Origin of the sequence: Streptomyces sp. NBC_00569 (assembly GCF_036345255.1) — a bacterium.
Lineage (GTDB): Bacteria > Actinomycetota > Actinomycetes > Streptomycetales > Streptomycetaceae > Streptomyces.
In genome coordinates this window covers 7,604,999-7,626,540 of record NZ_CP107783.1, presented here as the reverse complement: position 1 = coordinate 7,626,540, position 21,542 = coordinate 7,604,999, and the positions used below count along the sequence as shown (strand labels likewise).

The 21,542-nt window shown below is 72.4% G+C and carries 14 protein-coding genes; 8 read left to right on the top strand and 6 right to left on the bottom strand.

The window, feature by feature from the left end:
• Window positions 1-171 precede the first annotated feature (171 nt).
• Together OHO83_RS34290 and OHO83_RS34285 are read right to left on the bottom strand one after the other, a co-directional pair.
• A complete protein-coding gene (locus OHO83_RS34290) occupies window positions 172-1,254 on the bottom strand; it encodes a Zn-dependent alcohol dehydrogenase (protein ID WP_330280220.1) in 1,083 nt (360 codons plus the stop codon).
• A 16-nt stretch (window positions 1,255-1,270) separates the two neighbouring features.
• Window positions 1,271-2,659: an aldehyde dehydrogenase family protein gene (locus OHO83_RS34285; protein ID WP_330280219.1), complete on the bottom strand. Its 1,389-nt coding sequence runs from the start codon at window positions 2,657-2,659 to the stop codon at window positions 1,271-1,273.
• A gap of 283 nt (window positions 2,660-2,942) precedes the next feature.
• On the opposite strand from OHO83_RS34285, the gene OHO83_RS34280 reads away from it, so the two are divergent.
• From OHO83_RS34280 to OHO83_RS34270, 3 genes are all read left to right on the top strand, one after another.
• Complete coding sequence (locus tag OHO83_RS34280; RefSeq protein WP_330280218.1) at window positions 2,943-5,531, top strand: S8 family serine peptidase; 2,589 nt, start codon at window positions 2,943-2,945, stop codon at window positions 5,529-5,531.
• Window positions 5,531-8,461 carry an FG-GAP-like repeat-containing protein gene (locus tag OHO83_RS34275; RefSeq protein WP_330280217.1) on the top strand — a complete coding sequence of 977 codons (2,931 nt, stop codon included), beginning with the start codon at window positions 5,531-5,533 and terminating at the stop codon, window positions 8,459-8,461. Before OHO83_RS34280 ends, OHO83_RS34275 begins: the two co-directional genes overlap by 1 nt.
• A gap of 85 nt (window positions 8,462-8,546) precedes the next feature.
• Window positions 8,547-11,816, top strand: coding sequence for an ATP-binding protein (locus OHO83_RS34270; RefSeq protein ID WP_266668811.1), 3,270 nt, complete (start codon window positions 8,547-8,549; stop codon window positions 11,814-11,816).
• A 140-nt stretch (window positions 11,817-11,956) separates the two neighbouring features.
• Here the strand turns inward: OHO83_RS34270 and OHO83_RS34265 are convergent, their stop codons facing one another.
• From OHO83_RS34265 to OHO83_RS34255, 3 genes are all read right to left on the bottom strand, one after another.
• On the bottom strand, window positions 11,957-13,225 hold the full coding sequence (locus OHO83_RS34265; RefSeq protein WP_330280216.1) for an MFS transporter: 1,269 nt from the start codon (window positions 13,223-13,225) through the stop codon (window positions 11,957-11,959).
• A gap of 5 nt (window positions 13,226-13,230) precedes the next feature.
• Complete coding sequence (locus tag OHO83_RS34260; RefSeq protein ID WP_330280215.1) at window positions 13,231-14,679, bottom strand: CitMHS family transporter; 1,449 nt, start codon at window positions 14,677-14,679, stop codon at window positions 13,231-13,233.
• Between the two features lie 200 nt (window positions 14,680-14,879).
• Window positions 14,880-15,512, bottom strand: coding sequence for a TetR family transcriptional regulator (locus tag OHO83_RS34255; RefSeq protein ID WP_389566049.1), 633 nt, complete (start codon window positions 15,510-15,512; stop codon window positions 14,880-14,882).
• A 101-nt stretch (window positions 15,513-15,613) separates the two neighbouring features.
• On the opposite strand from OHO83_RS34255, the gene hmgA reads away from it, so the two are divergent.
• Genes hmgA through OHO83_RS34240 form a run of 3 tightly spaced genes read left to right on the top strand, consistent with a single transcriptional unit; the run spans window position 15,614 to window position 18,952 of the window.
• Complete coding sequence (hmgA, locus tag OHO83_RS34250; RefSeq protein WP_266668814.1) at window positions 15,614-16,930, top strand: homogentisate 1,2-dioxygenase; 1,317 nt, start codon at window positions 15,614-15,616, stop codon at window positions 16,928-16,930.
• Between the two features lie 39 nt (window positions 16,931-16,969).
• Complete coding sequence (locus OHO83_RS34245) at window positions 16,970-17,719, top strand: GntR family transcriptional regulator (RefSeq protein ID WP_329435870.1); 750 nt, start codon at window positions 16,970-16,972, stop codon at window positions 17,717-17,719.
• A gap of 12 nt (window positions 17,720-17,731) precedes the next feature.
• Window positions 17,732-18,952: a type ISP restriction/modification enzyme gene (locus OHO83_RS34240; RefSeq protein WP_330280214.1), complete on the top strand. Its 1,221-nt coding sequence runs from the start codon at window positions 17,732-17,734 to the stop codon at window positions 18,950-18,952.
• A 21-nt stretch (window positions 18,953-18,973) separates the two neighbouring features.
• Here OHO83_RS34240 and OHO83_RS34235 read toward each other — a convergent pair whose 3' ends face one another.
• Window positions 18,974-19,684 carry a TetR/AcrR family transcriptional regulator gene (locus tag OHO83_RS34235; RefSeq protein WP_329435868.1) on the bottom strand — a complete coding sequence of 237 codons (711 nt, stop codon included), beginning with the start codon at window positions 19,682-19,684 and terminating at the stop codon, window positions 18,974-18,976.
• A 63-nt stretch (window positions 19,685-19,747) separates the two neighbouring features.
• On the opposite strand from OHO83_RS34235, the gene OHO83_RS34230 reads away from it, so the two are divergent.
• Together OHO83_RS34230 and OHO83_RS34225 are read left to right on the top strand one after the other, a co-directional pair.
• Window positions 19,748-20,698 carry an ATP-binding cassette domain-containing protein gene (locus tag OHO83_RS34230; RefSeq protein WP_330280213.1) on the top strand — a complete coding sequence of 317 codons (951 nt, stop codon included), beginning with the start codon at window positions 19,748-19,750 and terminating at the stop codon, window positions 20,696-20,698.
• Between the two features lie 43 nt (window positions 20,699-20,741).
• Window positions 20,742-21,527, top strand: a complete 786-nt coding sequence (locus OHO83_RS34225) for an ABC transporter permease (RefSeq protein WP_330280212.1) — start codon at window positions 20,742-20,744, stop codon at window positions 21,525-21,527.
• Window positions 21,528-21,542: the final 15 nt, after the last annotated feature.

Here is a 21,542-nt window from a genome sequence, read left to right as displayed (position 1 = left end):
GAGGGGACGGTCCGCGGCGCCGCGGTCCCGGGAACATACTGACCGGACGGTACGCGGGTCAACGGGTTGTGCATCAGCAGTTTTTGCCTGCACATGGGAAAGCTCCCGCCGTGCGCGGGCAGCCCTGTGGCCCCGGCCGCGCGGGGGCGGCCGGGGTCATGGGGCGCGGGCCTAGAAGACGACCAGCGCCCGCCCGCCCTTGCCCGCGACCATGTTGTCGAAGGCGGCGGGGATCCCGTCGAGGGCGATGTGTTCGGTGACGAGGGCGCTCAGGTCGAGGCGGCCCGCGCGGATGTGCCCGGCCAGGACCGGGAGGTCCTTCGCCGGGTCGGAGTTGCCGTAGACGCAGCCGGAGAGCGTGCGGCCGAAGTGGAAGATCTCCAGGGCGTTGAAGGTGACCTGCTGGTCCTTGCCGCCGATGCCGACGACCGTGGTGCGGCCGCCGCGCCGCGTGGACTCCCACGCCGTACGGATGGTCACGGCGCGGCCCACGCACTCGACCGCGACGTCCACACCCTGCTTGCCGGTGAGGCCGCGGATCTCGCGTGCGGTCGTCTCGGAGGCCACGACGTAGTCCGTGGCGCCGGCCTTGCGGGCCAGCTCCTCCTTCTCCGGGGAGACGTCCACGGCGATGATCTTCGAGGCGCCGGCGATGCGGGCCGCCTGGAGCGTGGCGAGGCCGACCCCGCCGACGCCGAAGACGGCGACCGTCTCGCCCTCACGGACCCGCGCCGAGTGGTGCACGGCGCCGTATCCGGTCAGGACGGCGCAGCCGAGGAGGGCCGCGTCGGTGAGCGGGACGCCCTCGGGGGCGCGCAGGACGCAGTTCGCGGCGACCACGGTCTCCTCGGCGAACGCGGCGACGTTCAGGCCGGGGTGGAGGTCGCTGCCGTCGTCGGAGCGGCGGGCGTACACGGAGCCCGCGCCGGTGAGGGCATCGGCGCACAGCCACACCTCGCCGAGCGAGCAGGCGTGGCACTTTCCGCACGCGGGCGCCCAGTTGAGGACGACCCCGTCACCGGGCGAAACGTGCGTGACACCCTCGCCGACGGAGACGACCGTGCCGGCGCCCTCGTGGCCGAGCACGGCGGGGACGGGCACGCGCATCGTGCCGTTGGTCAGGGACAGGTCGGAGTGGCAGACCCCGGCGGCGGCGAGCTTGATGCGGACCTGCCCGGGACCGGGCTCGGGCAGGTCGATGTCCGTGATCTCCAGCGGGGAGCCGACGGCGGGCAGTACTGCGGCGCGGACCATGTGGATCTGGACTCCCTTAGAACTGGAGGGACTTGGTCTGGAGGTACTCGGACAGGCCGTGGGCACCCAGCTCGCGGCCGACGCCCGACTGCTTGTAACCGCCGAACGGGGCGAGGGGGTTGAAGCGGCCCCCGTTGATGTCGACCTGGCCGGTGTCCATGCGGCGCGCGAACGCCACCGCCTCGGCGTCGTCGGCCGCCCAGACGGCGCCCGCGAGGCCGTACACGGTGCCGTTGGCGATGCGCAGGGCGTCGCCCTCGTCCTCGTAGCGGATGATCGAGACGACCGGGCCGAAGATCTCCTCCTGGGCGATGGTCATCTCGGGGGTGACATCGGCGAAGACGGTCGGGCTGACGAAGTAGCCCTGCTCGCGCGGGGCTTCGGGGCCGCCGGCGACGAGGCGGGCACCCTCGGCGACGCCCTTCTCGATGTAGCCGCGCACGCGCGTGTGCTGCTTGGCGTTGACGAGCGGGCCGATGCGGTCGCCGTACTTGGCGGCGGCCTCGGCGGCGAGCTCGACCGCCTCGTCGTACCGGGACGTGTGGACGAGCATGCGGGTCCAGGCGCTGCACGTCTGGCCGGAGTTGCCCATGACGTTCGCGATGCCGACACCGACCGCCTTGGCGAGGTCGGCGCTCGGCAGGATGACGTTGGCGGACTTGCCGCCGAGTTCGAGGGCGACGCGCTTGACGGCCCCGCCCGCGGTGGCGCCGATCTGCTTGCCGACGGCGGTGGACCCGGTGAAGGAGACCAGGTCGACGCCCGGGTGCTCGGCGAGCGCCTGGCCCGCGACGGGGCCGAGGCCGGTGACGAGGTTGAACACGCCCGCGGGGATGCCTGCTTCGTGGACGGCCTCGGCGAAGAGCTGGGCGGTCAGCGGGGTGTCCTCGGCGGGCTTGAGCACGACGGTGCACCCGGCCGCGAGCGCGGGGGCGACCTTCGCGACGATCTGGTGGAGCGGGTAGTTCCAGGGCGTGATCGCGCCGACGACGCCGACCGGTTCGGCGTAGACGGTGGAGTTGCCGACCTTCTCCTCGAAGGCGTACGAGGCGGCGAGCTCGGCGTACGAGCCGGCGACCAGGATCGGCACGCCCGCGTGCACCGTCTGCGAGAACTGGAGGGGCGCGCCGAGTTCGGCGGTGACCGTCTCGGCGATCTCGTCCTTGCGGGCGACGAGGACGTCGCGCAGGGCGGCGATCCGCGCGGCGCGTTCGGCCGGCGGGGTCGCGGCCCAGGCGGGGAACGCCTCGTGGGCGGCGAACACGGCGGCGTCGACGTCCTCGGCGACGCCCGCCGGGACATGGGCGATGACCTGCTCGTCGGCCGGGTTGACCACCGCGATCGTGTCCGTGCCCGCGGCGGCCCGCCACTCGCCGCCGATGTACATCCCGTCGTGGGCCTTCATGGCTGTTCCTCCCGGGGTGCCGCGTCCATGGCACAGTCGTCCGTTACGGCGTAGTCGTCCGCGGCCCAAACTAGCGCCGTTAGTTTTTGGGCGCCAGAGGCCACTTCCATGGCTCCCGTCACGGTGCCACGCCCAGCGCGCGAAGTCCGCCTCGTCCAGGCCGGTAATGCGCCAGTAACGGCCCCCTCTTAGCGTCCCGGACCAGCCCGCCCCGCCTCCGTACCTCCCCCGTGGGTACGGCGGCGGGCGGGCTCCCCCGTACCAGTCCTGGAGGAGCGCTCCTATGCACCTGCCCCGATCCCCCCGGCGCAGATCCTTCCCCAAGTTCTCGACTTCGCTCGAACAGGGGAGACCCCATTCATGGGCAGTGGCCGCGATCACGGCGGCCGCCGTCCTGATCGGCCCGGCCCCCGCCATCGCACAGTCCGACGCGGCAGCGAAGGGCACCGCCCCGAAGAGCACCGCCAAGGTCGACTCCGCCGTTCTCGACACCGTCGGGAAGGGCAAGGAAGCGACCTTCTTCGTCGTCCTCAAGAAGCAGGCGGACCTGTCCGAAGCGCAGGGCAGGAAGTCGCACGAGGCCAAGGCGAAGGCGGCGTTCGCCGCGCTGCGCGCCGAGGCGAAGGACAGTCAGCAGCCCCTGCGGTCCTACCTGGACAAGGAGAAGGTCGGCTACGAGTCCTTCTGGATCGCCAACGCGCTCAAGGTGACCGGCGACGAGCGGCTCGTTCAGGACCTGGCGAAGCGCGCCGACGTGGCGAGCATCGTCAAGGAGCAGAAGTACCAGCTGGACGCCACCGAGAGCCAGGTGTCGGACGCGGCCACCGACGCCGATCCGGTCACCCCCGAGTGGGGCGTCAAGGACATCAAGGCCGACCAGGTCTGGGACCAGTACGACGACCGGGGCGAGGGCGTCGTCATCGCCAACGTCGACTCGGGCGTCCAGTACGACCACCCGGCGCTGAAGGCCAACTACCGCGGCAACAACGGCGACGGTTCCTTCACGCACGACTACAACTGGTACGACCCGACCGGCCAGTGCCCCACCTCGGCGCCCTGTGACAACAACGGCCACGGCACCCACACGATGGGCACCATGGTCGGCGCGGGCGGCGTCGGTGTCGCGCCCGGCGCGAAGTGGATCGCCGCCAAGGGCTGCGAGTCCAGCTCCTGTTCGGACTCCTCGCTGCTCGCGGCCGGTCAGTGGATCCTCGCCCCGACCGACCACAACGGCCAGAACCCGCGCCCCGACCTCGCCCCCGACATCGTGAACAACTCCTGGGGCGGCGGCGACACGACGTTCTACCAGGACATCGTCGAGGCGTGGAACGCGGCGGGCATCTTCGAGGCGTTCGCCTCCGGCAACGACGGTGACGGCGTGACCTGCTCGACCGGCCACGCGCCGGGCTCGCAGGCACCGGCGTACGGCGTCGGCGCCTACGACGTCGACGGCAAGATCGCGTCCTTCTCCGGCTTCGGGCCCTCCCGGCTCGACGGCTCGATGAAGCCGAACATCTCGGCCCCGGGCGTCAACGTCCGCTCCACCTGGCCGGGCAACACCTACAAGGCGATCTCCGGTACGTCGATGGCGACCCCGCACGTCGCGGGCGCCGTGGCCCTGCTCTGGTCGTCGGCCCCCTCTCTCATCGGCAACATCGACGAGACCCGCAAGATCCTCAACGAGGGCGCCGTCGACGTCGACGACACACACTGCGGCGGCACCGCCGGCGCGAACAACGTATGGGGCGAGGGCAAGCTCGACATCTTCGCCTCCGTCGACAAGGCCCCGCACACGGCGGCCGTCGTCACCGGCAAGGTCACCGACAAGGCGACGGGCTCCGCGCTGTCCGGCGTCACCGTGAAGGCCTCGGGGGCCACCTCGACCCGCACCGTGACGACCGCGGCCGACGGCTCCTACCGGCTGACGCTCCCGGCGGGCACGTACGACTTCGCCCTCGGTGGCTACGGCTACGCGGACGGCGCCAGGTCGGGCGTCACCGTCACCACCGGCGAGCAGGCCACCGAGGACTTCGCCCTGAGCGCGGTCGCCTCGCACGCCGTGTCCGGCACCGTCCTCGACGTCACCGGCAAGCCGCTCGCCAAGGCCACCGTCCAGGTCGCGGGCACGCCCGTCGCCTCCGTCACCACGGACGCCACCGGCCACTTCACCCTGCCGAAGGTCGCCGAGGGCTCGTACGCGCTGACCGCCACGCCCGCCGCGCCCGTCCTGTGCAACGGCACGTACAACGGCAAGCTGACCGTGGACGGCGACGAGACGCTCACCGCCCGGGTGCCCGCCCGCTCCGACAGCGCCGGCAACAGCTGCACCCCCGCCACGTACTCCTGGATCGCCGGCAGCAGCAAGGTCGCGCTCAGCGGAGACGAGGACGCCAGGACGATCGCTCTGCCCTTCCCGGTGAAGGTGTACGGCGTCTCCTACTCCAGCGCGAGCGTCACCACGAACGGCCTGATCAACTTCATGGAGCCGCGGCTCGGCGACTACGAGAACGTCGCACTTCCGTCCGCGGACAAGCCGAACGGCACCGTCGCCGCGTTCTGGGACGACCTGACCCTGGACAAGAAGTCGAGCGTGCAGACCTCCACCACCGGTACGGCCGGCAGCCGGAAGTTCGCCGTCGTCTGGAACAACGCCGCCTTCGCGAACGGCAGTTCGGGCCGCGTCTCCTTCGAGGCCGTCTTCGACGAGGCCACCGGCGCCGTCACCCTCCAGTACCTCGCCGTGCCGGGCGGCGGGGCGAGCGCCACCGTCGGCATCGAGAACCAGGCCGGCACGGACGCCCTCCAGTACTCCTTCAACGAGCCGGTCCTCACGGACAAGGCCGCCATCCGCATCGCGCAGGGGACCAAGTGATGAGAAGCAACTCCCGGCGGGCACTGCGGCTCGCCTCCGCGCTGGTCGCGGCCGGTCTGGCGCTGAGCGCCGCGCCGCCCGCCCTCGCGGCCGACGACGACAGCTTGCTGCTGACGCTGACAGACAGCCAGGCCGAGAAGCTCGCGGACCACGCCCAGCTCAACCCCTACGCGGACGCCGACCGCGAGACGGTCGACCCGCAGGGCGCGACCAAGGACTCCGGCGCCTCCGGCACGGACGGGCAGGGCTCCGGCTCCCACCTCGACGAAGGCACCGGCACCGACGGCGCCGTCACCATCTCCCCCAAGTCCGCGCTGGAAGGCGTGCGCGGCCTCGCCGCCACCGTCCCCGCCAGGGGCAAGGGGGGCGACTACTTCACCCTGCACAGCCTGGGCAGCGTCCAGCGCAGCAAGGCCGACGGCACCGCCCTGTGGCGCCGCGACAACGCCTCGCTGTACGCGGACTGGGGCGTCAAGAACTCCCGGCCCTGGCAGACCGAGCCGTACCCGGCGCGCATCGTCATGGGCTACAACGCGGTCAGCCCCTTCACACCGGCCTCCGACCAGGGGTACGTGACCGGCGACCTGACCGGCGACGGCGTGGACGACGTGGTGTTCTCGGCCAGCGTCGGCGTAAACCCGTACCGCCCCTTCACCTCGCCCGGCTCCACCCTCGCCAACGGCACCTTCGTCACCGTCCTCGACGGGAAGACCGGCAAGACGCTGTGGTCGAAGCTGTACGCGTACGCCTACAACGTGAAGCTGGTCGGCAAGACGCTCGTCGTCACTGACGCGCCGTACTACAACCTCAACTCCCCGGCCGCCGCGACCGCCACGGTCTCCGGCATCCGCTTCTCGTACGCCGACGGGGCGCTGAAGCCCACCGACACGTGGACGTACGACACGGGAGTGCGCACCGGCACCGCGTGGGGCGCCCTGGAGGACCTCGGCGGCGGCCTGGTCGCCGCGTCGTACAACCAGCGCAGGACCGCCACGACGGCCGGGCGCGGGCGCACCCTCGTGCTCGACACCGCCGACGGCAAGGTCAAGTGGCAGACGGACAGCGCTCTTTACTCGCGCCAGCTGCACCTGGACACCGCGCGTGGCCGGCTCGTGGCCCTGGAGCAGTCCGACCCGAACGTCGGCGTGAAGTACGAGATCGACGCCTACTCCCTGGCCGACGGCAAGCGGACCACGCTCGACACCCGGGTCAACGCGCTGCCCACCGACATGACGATCGGTGACCTGCGCGGCGACCGGAAGCCCGAGTACGTGGTCAGCGAGTCCGCGCTCGACCCGTACCTGTACATCAACGCCAACACCGTCCGCGTCGTGGACGGTTCGGACCCGTCCTCCCTGCAGTGGTCCTCCACCGTCAAGCGGGCCGCCGACAACGGCCACGACGGGCCGAGCGCGTGGAGCCTCGACGTGGTCGACGGCAGCCTCGTGACGGCCGCCCAGGACGACACGGGCATGAACTCCGCGGAGAACCCCGGGGGCGGACAGTACGCCTCGCTCACCGTGTTCTCCGGCAGCGGCGACGTGCGCTGGCGCGAGAAGGGAGTCGGCGCCTCGCCGATGTTCGCCCAGGTCTACCGCGACGCCGACGGCCAGCACATCCGCACGGTCGACCAGAACCAGAACCTGCGCACCTACGGGTTCGGCAACGGCAAGCAGCAGGGCGTGCTGCCCTTCCAGGGCGATCTGTCGTCCTCGGCATCGGCCGATCTCGACGGCGACAAGAAGAACGACCTGGTCGTCGGCGGCAAGTCCAACGGCGTGTGGGCCTACTCGGGTCCCTCGCTGACCGCGGGCAAGCCGAAGCTCCTGTGGAAGGCCACCGTGCCGGGCCAGGTGCACCGGATCGAGAAGGGCGATGTCAACGGCGACGGCGTCGACGACTTCGCGGTGGCCGCGGACACGGCGGTCGCGGTCCTCGACGGCCGCACCGGCAAGGTCCTGGAACGCATCGACGGGAGGGGGCAGTTCGTCCGCTCCGTGACGGTCGCCGACCTGGACGGCGACAAGCGAGACGACGTCCTCGTGCCGACGGACAAGCTGCGGGCGTACCGCGGCAGCGACGGCTCTGCGCTGTGGACGTACGCGGCGCCGGACAGCGCGGGAAGCGTCGTGTTCGGCGACCCCGCGGTGGGCGAGGGCCGGGTGTACGCGCAGTACACCAGCAGCGACTCCCTCGAGAAGGACTCGCCCACGGTCGACGGCGTCGCACTCGACGCCGCGAAGGGCACCGTCCGCTGGACCGCGTCCCCGAAGGCCCCGGCCGAGGCGGTCGACGGCAAGCTGTACGGGGCCGCCCTGAAGAACGGCGTCTTCACCTCGCCGAAGATCCCGTACGCCGACGGGCACGCGGTCGTCTACACGTGGATGACGGCGACCTCCACGACCGCCTCGGGCACGCCTGACGCGACCAGCCTGACCAACGTCGTCGAGATCCGCGACAGCCGCACGGGCGAGGTCCTGCACCAGGGCCTGGCGGGCGGCGCCTGGACGCTCGGGAACTACTTCACCGGTCCGGAGGGGCTGAACCTGGCGGGGACCGCAGCGTTCCGCACCTACGCGGCCGGCGGCCAGGACTACTCGATCTTCACCATGGCCACCACGGAGACCGGAGGCTTCCTGGCCGGACCTGGCGGGAAGCGGCTCCTCGTCGCGGGCACGGATGCGGGCGCCGACCTCTACGACCCGGCCGTGCTCACCGCGGGCCGCAACTACCCCGGTGGGGTGGGCCGCGTGACGCTCATGGGCGCCAGGGAGTACTTCTCCGGCGACCTGGACGGTGACGGAGTCGACGAGCTCGTGAACCTCGGCTTCGACGAGACCGGCTATGACCGGATGACCGAACTGCTCGGCGGCCGGTACCTCCAGCAGTTCACCGCCATCTCCCAGATGACGGTGAACACACTCTCCTGACGTTCACCGCTTCCCCGCAGGCCCTCCGGACGTCCGTTCGGGGGGCCTGTGGCGTGCCCGGAGGGGGGAGTTAAAGTGCGCCCTTATGGGCGCGGAAGAGACGAACCACGGCACGCAGCCCGCTCCCCCACTGCTGCGCCTGCACCTTTTCGGCGGGTTCCGGGCGACTCGCGACAGCGGTCCCGCGCTCGCCGAGCGCTGGCCGCGCCCCAGTGCCCGCGCCCTCGTCAAACTCCTCGCGGTCTCCCCCGGCCACAGCCTGCACCGCGAACAGGCCATGGACATCTGCTGGCCCGACGCCGACCAGTCGTCCGCGCTCGGCAGCCTGCGCGTCGCCCTGCACGCCGCACGGCGCGCGCTGGAACCGGAACTCGCCCCGCGCGCCGCCTCCTCGTACCTCACCGCCGACGGGGCGCTCCTGCGGCTCGACCCGCACGCGGTGTGGATCGACGCCGACCACGCCGAGCAGCTGGCGGACAGAGCCCTCGGATCGGGCTCTTCCTCCCAACTGGCCGCCGCCCTGGACGCGTTCACCGGGGAGCTGCTGCCCGAGGACCGGTACGCGCCCTGGGCCGAGGCCCGGCGCGAGCAGCTGGCCGTGGTGTCCGAGCGGGTGCGGATCGCCCTCGCCGATGCGCTCCTCGACGAGGGCGCCCCGGAGGAAGCGGCGGCGGTCGCCCGGCGCGCCCTGGACGAGAACCCCGCCGACGAGCGCGCCCATCAGATCCTGATCGGCGCCTATCTGCGCCAGGGCCTGCGCCGCCAGGCCGTCCGCCAGTTCCACGCCTGCCGGGAGTCCCTGGACGCCGAACTCGGCGTGCGGCCGGGGCCCGAGACCGAGCGGCTCCATCTGCTCGCCCTCGACAGCGGCAGCTCCGCGGCCCCGGTGGCCCGGCCCGCGGGCGGCTTCGCCCCGCCGGCCGCCCTTCGCGGCCCGGCACCCACGCCCCTGCGCGGGCGTGAGGCGGCGCTCGGCCTGCTCCTCGCGCCCGACGCGCCACCCGTCCAACTCGTCGGCGGCGAGGCGGGACTCGGCAAGACGCGCCTGGTGACCGAGGCCGCGCGGCGGGCCGCGGGCGAGGGCGCGGCGGTGCTGTGGGGCGCGGGGCACGACGCGGAGGGGCACACGCCGTTCGGGGCGTTCGTCGAGGCGCTCGACGGATGGCTCGCGGACCGGCCGCCCGCCGAACGGGCCCGCGCCGGCGCCGAGTACCCCGAACTGGCCTCGCTGCTCCCGTCGCTCGGCCAGGCCGGCGGGGGCGCGGAACGCAGCCCCGAGGAGGAGCGGGAGCGGCTGTTCCGCGCGGCGGCCGGGCTGCTGGGCGACCTGGCGGGAACGGCGCCCGTACTGGTCGTCCTCGACGATCTGCACGCGGCCGACACGGGCTCGTTCCAGCTCCTCGGGCATCTGGCGCGGCGGGCCAGGACAGCCCGCGGCCCCCTGCGCTTCGTGGTGACGTACCGCGCGGAGGAGCTGACCGAGAACGATCCGCGCCGCGCGGGTCTCGACTCACTCGTACGCCAACGGCTCGCGCGCCACGTGGACCTGGGCCGCCTGGGCCGTGACGACTGCCTGACGCTCGCCGCCGACGCGCTGGGCCTGCCGACCGGCGCCGACGTGCCCGGGCGGGTGTGGGACCTGTCGCTCGGAAACCCGCTGTTCGCCCTCGAACTGGCGCGGGCGTTCGGCGACGGACGCCGGCGCCTCGGCACGGACGGGAGCGACGCGGAGCCTCAAACACCTTCGGGAGTACGGCAGTTGGTCGCCGCACGGCTCGCCGGGCTCGGGCCCGCCGCCCGACGCGTAGTGGAGGCCGTGGCGGTGGCCGGCGGGGACGCGGCGCTCGCCGAGGTGCTCGACGTCGCGAGCGCGGGGCTGCACCCGCTGCTCTCCGTGGCCGAGGCGACGTCCGGCGCCGACGCGGCCGTCGCGGCCTCGGTCCTCGCCGAACGGGACGTCGTCGCCGACGGGCGCACCGTGCCCGGTCTCACCTTCCGCCACCCCCTCGTACGCCTCACCTGCTACGAGCGCCTCTCGGCCGCCCGCCGCCGCCTCCTCCACTCGGCGTACGCGGAGGCCGTGCTGCGGCGCAGGCCCGACGCCGTGGACACGCTCGCCGCGCATCTGACCCGCGCCGACGACCCGCGCGCCACCGGCTATCTCCGGCAGGCCGCCGAGCGGGCCGCCGCCCTATGCGCGAACGACACCGCGGACCATTACTACGCCCAGCTCACCGACCGCCTCGACGCGTTCGCCGCCGAGTCGGCGCGAGCCAGGATCGACCGGGCGGCCGTGCTGCGCCGCATGGCGCGGTACGAGGACGCGGCACGGGTGCTGCGCGAGGCCCTCGACGACCTGGCGCGCCGCGGCGACGCGGACGGGCGCGTCCTGGCCTCGGCCCGGCTCGCCGAGGTCCTCGCGAAGACCCGCTCCACGGAGGAGGGGCTCGCCCTCCTCGACGCGGCGCCGCCCGCCGCGGGAACGGCGCTCGAGGCGGCCACCGCGCACCATCTCGCCCGCTCGATCCTGTACTTCGTCACCGGGCGCTACCCGGAGGCCGTCACCGCGGGAGAAGCGGCGCACGCGGCGGCGCTGCGCGTGACGGGTCCCGAACAGCGCGGCCTGCTCGCGCGTTCGCTCGCCACGCAGGCCACGTCGCTGGCCCTCGCCGGGCGCTTCGCGCAGGCGAGGCCCGTCGCGGACCGTGCGCTGCCGCACGCGGAGGCGTACGGGGATCCGCAGTTGCTCGGCTCGGTCCTGTCCGTCCTGCGGGAGCACGCGCGCCGGTCGGGGCGGCTGCGGGAGGCCGTGACGACGGGCGAGCGTGCCCTCGCGCTGGCCGAGCGCTCAGGCGACCCGACGGCGGCGGCCTTCGAGCGGGCCAATCTCGCCGAACTCCAACTGCTCCTGGAGGAGTACGACGCGGCGCACGACCTCGCGCAGGACGCGGTACGCGAGTCGGAGCCGCACACGGGCTGGTGCGCGCCGTATGCGCTGGCCGCGCTCGCACGGGTACGGATGAGGTCGGGTGACGCGGAGTCCTGCGCCGCCCTCCTGGACCGCGCGGGCCGGACCGCCGACGCGCAGGGCGACCGGCAGGCCCAGCAGGAAGTACGGCTGGCCCGGGCCGAGTTGGGTGTGCGCCGGGGCCGTCCCGAGGAGGCGCTGGCACTGCTGGCGGGCACGACGGACGCGGGCCACCTCCCGGCCTGGGCCCACCTGGAGGCAGGCCGCCCCGCCCAGGCGGCAACGCTCGCCGAGGCCGAAGCGACCCGAGCCCAACAGGCAGGCGAACGCCTGGCGGAGGCGGAGGCCAGGGCCATATTCGCCCGGGCCCAGGCCGCGCTGAGCTAGGCCCTTTCAGCCCCTCCGGCGTTTGAGGAGCGGGGTCCGGGGCGGAGCCCCGGTTCGGGAAGGGCGGGCCAGGCCGCACGCCAGGCCGCACCAGCCCCCATCAACCAGCCCCGCCTTCAACTCTCCGCCGCCCCACCCTTTCAGCCCCTCCGGCGTTTGAGGAGCGGGGTCCGGGGCGGAGTCCCGGTTCGGGAAGGGGCGGGCTTGGGGAAGAGACCCCGCCCGGAGGACCCCCCACCCCCGCTCCGCATCCCAACCCCCGCCGCCCCCACAAGAAGTACGCCCAGCATCAAGAACGGCGCCGCGACACCTGCAACCCCCGCCACGAGCCCGGCGGCGGCCGGCGCCGCCACCTGCCCCAGCCGGTTACCGGTGAGCCGCAGCGCGAGCGCCGTGGACCGGGCATCATCAGGCGCCGCCTGAACGACCGTCGTCATGGACAGCGGCTGCCCGACACCCAGGCAGAACCCGAGAACGGCAAGCATCAGCGCGAGCGCCCACACCGGCACAGGCAGCGCGATCCCCGCGCACATGACCCCGGCGACCAGACAGGTGGTGGCGAGAAGTGCCGCCCGTCCCAGGACACGCAGCATCGGCGTCATGACCAGCCGGCAGGCAATCGTGGCGCCCGCCCGCAGGCTCAGCAGCAGACCGACGACGGACGGCGCGATCCCCCGGTGCTCGCCGACGACCGGCAGATACGCCGTAAGGATGTCCGTGGCCGACAGCACGGCGAGCGAGATGAAGATGCCGCCGGGCACACCCCTGGTGCGCAGGATCCGGCCGACCGGCACACGTGGCCCGGAGGACGCGGCCGCACCCGTCGTCGTACGAGGGTGCTCGATGCGCCACAGCGAGGTGAAGGACACCGCGGCGACGGCGGCCGCGACGAGCAGCGCGAGCGCGCTCGTGGCCCCCAGATCGGGCCCGCCGATGAGCGCGCCCGCGACGATCGGCCCGACGAGCTGGCCGAGGGACGCGCCGATCGTGAAGTGACCGAAGTTGCGGTCCTGTTCGGCCGGAGCGGACTGGCGGGCGACGATCGACTGCGCGCCGATCACGAACGACAGATGACCGAGCCCCATCACCCCGCTCCACGTGGCCATCGCGGCGAGGGAGTCGGCGGTGCCGCTGAGCGCGCAGCCGCCGGCGATGAGGACGACGCCGACGGGCAACAGGGGCGCGCAGCGGCCGTGGTCGGTGCGGCGGCCGAGCGGTACGGCCGCGAACAGCGGAAGGAGCGCGTACACGCCCGCGATCACACCGATCGCGCGCTCGTCCGCACCGAGCGCGAGAGCCCGGTAGGAGACGGCGGGCCGCGCCATCGACACCGCCCCCTGCGCGAAGCTGAAGGCGATGACGAGGCGGAGCAGCCAGCCTCTCCTGCCGGGCTCTGTAGTGAGACTCATCGAGGTCAGAGGATCCCGAAGAGGAATCCGGCGCCGAGGATCACCAGCGCGGTGAGCGCGGCCCATTTGACCGTGAACTTCGTGTGGTCGCCGAACTCGACCTTGGCCATGCCGACGAGGACGAACACGGCGGGGACGAGCGGGCTCGACATGTGCAGCGGCTGGCCGATGAGGGAGGCGCGGGCGACCTCCAGGGTGGAGACGCCGTGCGCGTTCCCGGCCTCGGCGAGGACGGGCAGGATGCCGAAGTAGAAGCCGTCGTTCGACATGAAGTACGTGAACGGGATCGACAGGACGCCGGTGACGAGCGCCATGTGCGGGCCCATCCAGTCGGGGATGCCGCCGACGACCCACTTGGCCATGTGGTCGACCATGCCGGTGCCCTGGAGGACGCCGGTGAAGACAGCGGCGGCGAAGACCATGCCGGAGACGTTCAGGACGTTCTCGGCGTGGGCGGCGATGCGGGCCCTCTGGTCGGGCATGTGCGGGAAGTTCACCGTGAGGGCGAGCGCGGCGCCCAGGATGAACAGGACCGGGATCGGCAGCCACTCCATGATCATCGCGGTGAGCAGCGTCACCGTCATGAGCGCGTTGAACCAGTAGAGCTTGGGGCGCAGGGTGGCACGGTTCGGGTCGAGAGCCGCGAAGGTCTCGCCGTCCTCGTTCTCGTACGAGGGCGCGGCGGACCCGGAACCCGTACCGGCTCCACCAGAGGCCTTCTTGCCGGCTCCGGAACCGGTCCCGGAGCCGGAAGCCTTGCCGCCGGAGGCCCCCGCACCGACGAGCACCTTCTCGTCGGACGTCTCGGTGACGGTCTCGGTGACCTCGTCGAGGGACAGGTAGCCGAGGCGCTTGCGCTCGCGGCGGCCCAGCACGTAGGCGAGAGCGAAGACGAAGAGCAGACCGACGGCGAGCGCCGGGATCATCGGCACGAAGATGTCGCTGGCGTCGAGCTTCAGCGCGGTCGCGGCACGGGCGGTGGGGCCGCCCCAGGGCAGCGTGTTCATGACGCCGTTGGCGGTCGCGGCGACACCGGTCATCACGATCAGGCTCATCTTGAGGCGCTTGTACAGCGGGTACATCGCCGAGACGGTGATCATGAACGTGGTGGAGCCGTCGCCGTCGAGGGACACGATCGCCGCGAGCACGGCGGTGCCGACGACGATGCGGACCGGGTCGGCCTTCGCGAACTTCAGGATGCCGCGCACGACCGGATCGAAGAGGCCGACGTCGATCATCAGCCCGAAGTAGACGATGGCGAACATCAGCATCGCCGCGGTGGGCGCGAGATCGCCGATGCCCGCGACGACGTAGTCGCCGAGCTTGGCTCCCTTGCCCACGAAGACGCAGAAGAGAGCGGGGATGAGCACGAGCGCCGCGATCGGCGACACCTTCTTCATCATGATCAACACCAGGAAGGTGGCAATCATGCCGAAGCCGAGGATGGTCAACATGTGGATACCTAACGTTCGCCCTTGAACTTCCACCGGGGCCTTGCGGTCAGCGAGACGTTAGGGCGCGCACATCAGCGTTAACAAGATGTTGACGTGCGAGCAATAAGCGCAAAACTCCAGGTCACGGGGTTGGGCGACGATCGGGGCCGACGGTGAGGACATGTGGCACTCCGCGTACCCGCCCCGGCCGGGCCCCCGGATCAGTCCAGCACCCGCGCCAAATACACCCGCAGGAGCTCCCGTGTCTCCGCGATGACGTTCTCGTCGCCCGTCGGGTCGAGCCGGAACGCGAGCCGGACCAGGGCGTCCGCTGATTCGACGGCGATCAGGAACGCGCGCCGCAGCGTGTCGTCGGGCGTGCGGTCGAGGTGGACGGCGAGCAGCTCGGTGAGGCGGTCGGTGAGGCGGTGGTTGGGGCCGGCGTCGGCGCCGACGGGGATCTGGTTGCCGAAGTCGACGAGGGAGAAGCCGGGAGCGGTGCGCTTCATGGCGAGGTACTCGTCGAGGACGGCGTCCATCGCGCCGCGCCAGTCGGTCGCCGGGACCCCCGCGAGGCGCCCGGCGACGCGCTCGGCGTAGCGCTGGAGATTGCGTTCGGCGAGGGCGTCGACGAGGGCGCGTTTGTTGCCGAAGAAGCGGTAGACGGAGCCGATGGGCACCCCGGCGCGGACCGCCACGGCCCGGGTGCTGAGTTCCTCGTAGCCGCCTTCGTCGAGCAGTTGCGCGCAGGCGTCGAGTATCCGGCTCAGGCGTTCGGCGCTGCGCTGCTGGACGGGCGCGCGGCGCAGGGACGTGGAGTTGGTCACGGGTTCCACGGGCGGCGTCCACGGCATGACCCGGAGAGTAGAGGACTGTTCAGCTTCGCGGGGTGCTCTTGCGCGAGGAAAAAGGGAATCCTACGGTAGAGCATAGGAATCATGGACGAGGGAGCGACATGCGTGACGCGAGGAAGACCGCCGAGGGGCTTGCCTACCTCTCGGGCTTCGGCAACGAGCACAGCTCGGAGGCGGTGCCCGGCGCTCTGCCCCACGGACGCAACTCGCCGCAGCGGGCCCCGCTCGGTCTGTACGCGGAGCAGCTGAGCGGCTCCGCGTTCACCGAGCCGAGGGCGCACAACCGGCGTTCGTGGCTGTACCGGATCCGCCCGTCGGCCGCGCACCCGGCGTTCGTACGGACGGACAACGGCGCGCTGCGCAGTGCCCCCTTCACCGAGTCCGTCCCCGATCCGAACCGGCTGCGCTGGAACCCGCTGCCCGAGCCGGCCCCCGGCACGGACTTCCTGGCGGGCCTGTGGACGCTCGGCGGGAACGGCGACGCGACCCAGCGCACCGGTATGGCCGTGCACCTCTACCACGCCAACTCCTCCATGACGGACCGGGTGTTCAGCGACGCGGACGGCGAGCTCCTGATCGTCCCCGAGCGCGGCGGCCTGCTGCTGCGCACCGAGTTCGGCCTGCTGCACGTGGACCCCGGCCACGTCGCGCTGATCCCGCGCGGGGTCCGTTTCCGCGTCGAGCTCCTCGACGGCGATGCCCGCGGCTACGTCTGCGAGAACTACGGCTCCCCCTTCCGGCTGCCCGACCTGGGCCCGATCGGCGCCAACGGCCTGGCGAACGCCCGGGACTTCATGGTCCCCGTCGCCGCGTACGAGGACACCGAGGGGCCGGTGGAGGTGGTGAACAAGTTCTGCGGAAACCTCTGGCGCGCCACATACGACCACTCGCCGCTCGATGTCGTCGCCTGGCACGGCAGCCATGTCCCGTACGTCTACGACCTGCGCCGTTTCAATGTCATCGGGTCGGTCAGCTACGACCACCCGGATCCGTCGATCTTCACGGTCCTCACCTCGCCGAGCGACACTCCCGGGCTCGCGGGCGTGGACTTCGTGGTGTTCGCGCCGCGCTGGCTGGTCGGCGAGGACACGTTCCGGCCGCCGTACTTCCACCGGAACGTGATGAGCGAGTACATGGGCCTGATCGAGGGCGCGTACGACGCCAAGGCCGAAGGCTTCGTTCCGGGCGGTGGTTCGCTGCACAACATGATGTCGGCGCACGGCCCGGACCGTGAGACGTTCGACAAGGCGTCGGCGGCCGAGCTCAGGCCGCAGAAGGTCGACGACGGACTCGCCTTCATGTTCGAGACCCGGTGGCCGGTGACCGCGACCGCCCAGGCGGCGCAGGCCGATCACCTCCAGCGGGGCTACGACGACGTGTGGAGCGGCCTCGAACGGCACTTCAGGCCGTCGCACTGAGCCGTTGCACTGAACGCGCCCGACCGATACGGATAGCCCGTGACCTCTTTCGCGCCGGACTCGATCGTCCTGAACCGCAAGCTGCCGCTCTGGTATCAGGTGTCGCAGTCCTTGCGCGCCTCCATACTGGGGCGCTCCCCCGACGACCCGCTGCGCCTGCCCACCGAGGAACAGCTCGCGGGGCATTACGGGGTGAGCGTCCTGACCATGCGGCAGGCACTCAAGGAGCTGGAGGACGAGGGGCTCATCACGCGGCACCGCAGGCGCGGCACCTTCATCGAGCCGGCCGCGCGGCGGGGAGCGCCCGTGCGCCTGCTCGGCTCGGTCGACGCCATCGTGGCCCAGCAGTCCGGCATGACGACCGAACTGCTGGATCACGGCACGGTTCCGGTTCCCGGCACGGTCGCCGAGTACTTTCCGCAGGCCGAGACCGTGGCCACGTACCACCGGCTGCGCTGCGACGAGAAGACCGGCGAGCCGACGAACCACGCCCGCAACTACATCAGGGCCGACCTCGCCGACCGTGTCGATCTGGGCGACCTGGTGCGCTGGCCGATGACGAAGGTCCTGCGCGACATCGTCGGCGTGCGCATCAGCCGGATCACCGACACCGTCGAGGCCCGGCTCGCGGACCCGGAGACGGCCAGACTGCTCCAAGTGCCGCTGCTCAGCCCGATCCTGCACTACACGGGCATCACCTACGACGAGGACGGCCGGCCGCTGGACGTCGCCGTCATCCACTACCGCGGCGACCGGTTCTCCTTCACGGTCACTCTCGACGCGCACTGAGCGCGTCGTACGATGCCGGGCGTGACGCCCGACAGCCTCGAAAGCCTTGTTGACGCGCCGCTGCTCGCGGACCTCATGCCGTGGTCCGTCGCGCCCCTGCGCCTGGGCCGCGCCTGGCCGCTGGCGCCGGACCCGGCTTCCCTGAAGGCCCGTTGGTCCGCGTTCGTGAAGGCCGGGGCGGCGGAGCGCGAGTCGCTGCTGGAACCGAGCCGGGCGCGCACCCTGCGTACGGCCGTCGCCCAGCTTCCCGGCCGGCGCACCCCGACGGACGACCTGACCCACGCCGAGGGTCCCTGCCCCGAACCCGTCCGGGTGCTGCACGCGCCCTTCGACGAGCAGTGGCTGATACCGGACCACCGGCTGATCGACGCGGCCCGTCCGGAGCTGTGGCGGGTGGCGGACGGGAGCCAGCTGTTCCTCGTCGAGCAGGGGTTCGTGCCCGGGGCGGGCGGGCCCGCGGTGCTCGCCTGCGCGATCCTGCCCGAGGGCCGCTCCCCCGCGGGACGCCCCGGCCGCATCCGCCCGCTGTACCGGCGTCCCGAAGGGCGCGAACCGAATGTGACGCCCGGCCTGCTGACCGAGCTCTCCGGCCGGTTGGGGCACGAGGTCGGGGCGCGCGACCTGCTCGCCTGGACCCTCGCCGTGGCGCGGCCCTCCCCGCGGGGCCCGCGGGTCCCGCTCACGGACGACGCGGGAGTGTGGGCCTCGGGCACGGCGCTCGGCGAGCGGATCCTGTGGCTGCTGCGCCGCGGCGGCGAGGGCGACCGTCCCAGACTCCCCGGGGGCCGCCGCCCGTACGTGCGCGCCCCGCTCCCGGACCGCCCCACCGAGCTGCTCTACGACCGCGAGGAGGAGGCCCTGCTCGTCGGCGACGGCCGTATCTCCCCGGTCCCCGCCGAGGCCTGGGACTTCCAGGTGAGCGGGGTGCGGGTGATCGAGCAGTGGTTCGCGCGCAGGACCGTGGCCGCCGAGCCGGGGACGCTGGACGGGATCCGCCCCGGCACCTGGCCGCAGTCGTGGACGTCGGAGCTGCTGGAGATCGTCACGGTACTCGCGCTGCTGGCCGAACTGCGGTCGCAGCAGGAGGAGTTGATGGCGGACTTCGGTTCGCTCATCACGGCGGCGGACCTGGTCGGGGCGCGCGTCCTGCCGCCGGCGCCGGCCGCGCTCAGGCCGGCTTCGGTCCTCGACCATCACGAGGAGGGCCCGGGCGGCCAGTTCGCGCTGCTCTGAGGCCCGGTGCTCCTGCCGGAGTCAGGAGGGCACGAACCCGTCGAGGGTGCGCCCGAGGGCCCGCTCGAAGGCCGCTTCCATGTCGACGGGCCCGGTGCTCTGGGCGAACGCGGCGGCCAGGTGCGGATAGTCGCCGGTCGCGATCCGGCTGACGAGGTAGGCGGTCCGCGCGGCGAACTCCTGCTCCTGCGACCAGGGCAGCGAACGGGTCCGCTCGGCGGAGGCGATCTCGTTGGCGACGTAGAAGGTCACGACGCCGGTGAGGGACGCGACGAGTTCCATCTTCGTCCCGGCCGGCAGGTCGACCGGTTCGAGGCAGGTCATGCAGTACTCCAGGTACCGCAGCGCGTTGGGGCTGAAGCCGTAGACGGGTGACATGAGCCGGGGCATCCACGGGTGCCGGATCATCAGGGCGCGGGCCTGCCGGGCGAGGGCGAGCAGGTCGGCGCGCCAGTCGCCGGTCGGCTCGGTCAGGTCGTACTCGGCGCTCACCGCGTCGACCATCAGCTCGTAGAGGTCGTCCTTCCTCGGCACGTAGTTGTAGAGCGACATCGTGCCCAGGCCCAGTTCGCCGGCGATCCGCCGCATCGAGACGGCGTCGATCCCGTCCGCGTCCGCGACGCGCACGGCGGCGGCCGCGATGTCGCCCCTGCTGTATGCGGGTTTCGGGCCACGTCCCGCGCGCTCGGGGCGCGCCCAGATCACTTCCGGTTCGGCCGCTCGGCCCGTCATCGATCATCACCTCGCCCACCATCGTAGTTACGTACACCGTACGTAGTGCGCTACGGTGGCCCCATGACTTCTACGTACGCCGTACTTAGTGAAGGTCTGGAGAAGCGTTACGGCTCCGGGGACCAGATGGTCCACGCCCTGCGGGGCCTCGATCTCGCCGTCGAGGAGGGCACGGTCTGCGGGCTGCTCGGGCCGAACGGCGCGGGCAAGACGACAGCCATCCGGGTGCTCACCACCCTGCTGCGGCCCGACGCGGGGTCCGCGCGTGTCGCGGGCCACGACGTCCTGACCGAGGCGCCGGCCGTACGCCGCCGGATCGGCGTCACCGGGCAGTACGCGTCGGTCGACGGCGACCTCACCGGGCGCGAGAACCTGCGCCTGTTCGCCCGCCTCCTGCGGCTGCCGAGGAGCCGCGCCGACGAACTGCTCGACCGCTTCGGCCTCACCGCGGCGGCCGACCGCACGGCCCGTACGTACTCCGGCGGCATGCGCCGCCGCCTCGACCTCGCGGCGAGCCTGCTCACGCGGCCCGCCGTGCTCTTCCTCGACGAGCCCACGACCGGCCTCGACCCGCACAGCAGGAGCGCCATCTGGGACGCGGTCCGCGAGCTGACCGGCCGGGGCACGACCGTGCTGCTCACCACGCAGTATCTGGAGGAGGCCGATCAGCTCGCCGACTCCGTGGTCCTGATCGACGGGGGACGCGCCGCCCACCGCGGAACCCCCGCCGAACTCAAGGCGCAGACCGGCAGTTACGCGGAGGTGGTGGTCGCCGAGGACGCGGCCCTGCACGCCGCCGCCGTCGTCCTCGACCAGCTCACCGGCGCCGAGCCCACCCTCGACCCGGACCGCAGGGCGGTCGGCGTCGTCACCCTCGACCAGGCCCTGACCCTCCCCCGCATCGTCCGCGAACTGGACGCGTCGGGCGTCCCGATCGTCGACGCGACCCTGCGCCCGCCGACCCTCGACGAGGCCTTCCTGCGCCTCACCGGCGGCCGGGAGCTCGTCGCATGACCGCACCGCTTGCCACCCCCAACTCCCCCTCGGAGGCGACCTGATGACCACCGCGCTCCTGTACGACGGCACGGCGATGCTCGGCCGGCACCTCCAGCGGATCCGGCACGCGCCCGCGATCCTCGTGATGACGCAGACGATGCCGATCGTCTTCCTGCTCTTCTTCGGATACGTCTTCGGCAGCGCCCTGGCGATGCCCGGCGCGGACTACCGCGCCTTCCTGGTGCCGGGCATGCTCGTCGCGACCGCCGCGAACGGGATCATGACCGGGATGTTCACGGCGGCCCAGGACTCGCACCGGGGCGTGATGGACCGCTTCCGTACGCTGCCGATGACCCGCGCGGCCGTCCCGCTCGGGCAGGCGGCGGCCGACATCGTGACGACGGCGGCCGGTCTCGTGCCGCTGCTCCTCGTCGGGCTCGCGATGGGCTGGCGCATCGAGGGCGGCGCGCTCGAAGCGGCGGGCGCCTTCGGCCTGTTGCTGCTGTTCCGCTTCGCCACGACGTGGGTCGGCATCCTGCTCGGGCTTCTCTCGCACAGCGAGGAGGCGGCGGGCCAGCTCGGCGGCGCGACGTTCATGCTGCCCCTGCTGTCGAACGCGTACATCCCTACGGCGGGCTTCCCCGGCTGGGTGCGCGTCCTCGCCGAGTGGAACCCGATCAGCGCGGTCGCCACGGCCGCACGCGACCTGTTCGGCAACGCCCCCGTGCCCGGCGGCTCCTCGTGGCCGGTGGCGCACCCGGTGGCCGGCTCGCTCGCCTGGTGCGCCGTGCTGCTCGCGGTGTGCGTGCCGCTCGGCGTCCGCCGGTACACGACCGGCGGGCGCTGAGCGACCTGCGGGCCG

What these genes read in the sequence shown, in the direction of transcription:
- hmgA (WP_266668814.1), top strand. Translation starts at nt 15,614, where the DNA reads ATGCGTGACGCGAGGAAGACCGCCGAGGGGCTTGCCTACCTCTCGGGC.
- OHO83_RS34270 (WP_266668811.1), top strand. Translation starts at nt 8,547, where the DNA reads ATGGGCGCGGAAGAGACGAACCACGGCACGCAGCCCGCTCCCCCACTG.
- OHO83_RS34225 (WP_330280212.1), top strand. Translation starts at nt 20,742, where the DNA reads ATGACCACCGCGCTCCTGTACGACGGCACGGCGATGCTCGGCCGGCAC.
- OHO83_RS34235 (WP_329435868.1), bottom strand. Translation starts at nt 19,684, where the DNA reads ATGACGGGCCGAGCGGCCGAACCGGAAGTGATCTGGGCGCGCCCCGAG.
- OHO83_RS34265 (WP_330280216.1), bottom strand. Translation starts at nt 13,225, where the DNA reads ATGAGTCTCACTACAGAGCCCGGCAGGAGAGGCTGGCTGCTCCGCCTC.
- OHO83_RS34240 (WP_330280214.1), top strand. Translation starts at nt 17,732, where the DNA reads ATGCCGGGCGTGACGCCCGACAGCCTCGAAAGCCTTGTTGACGCGCCG.
- OHO83_RS34290 (WP_330280220.1), bottom strand. Translation starts at nt 1,254, where the DNA reads ATGGTCCGCGCCGCAGTACTGCCCGCCGTCGGCTCCCCGCTGGAGATC.
- OHO83_RS34275 (WP_330280217.1), top strand. Translation starts at nt 5,531, where the DNA reads ATGAGAAGCAACTCCCGGCGGGCACTGCGGCTCGCCTCCGCGCTGGTC.
- OHO83_RS34230 (WP_330280213.1), top strand. Translation starts at nt 19,748, where the DNA reads ATGACTTCTACGTACGCCGTACTTAGTGAAGGTCTGGAGAAGCGTTAC.
- OHO83_RS34280 (WP_330280218.1), top strand. Translation starts at nt 2,943, where the DNA reads ATGCACCTGCCCCGATCCCCCCGGCGCAGATCCTTCCCCAAGTTCTCG.
- OHO83_RS34285 (WP_330280219.1), bottom strand. Translation starts at nt 2,659, where the DNA reads ATGAAGGCCCACGACGGGATGTACATCGGCGGCGAGTGGCGGGCCGCC.
- OHO83_RS34255 (WP_389566049.1), bottom strand. Translation starts at nt 15,512, where the DNA reads ATGCCGTGGACGCCGCCCGTGGAACCCGTGACCAACTCCACGTCCCTG.
- OHO83_RS34260 (WP_330280215.1), bottom strand. Translation starts at nt 14,679, where the DNA reads ATGTTGACCATCCTCGGCTTCGGCATGATTGCCACCTTCCTGGTGTTG.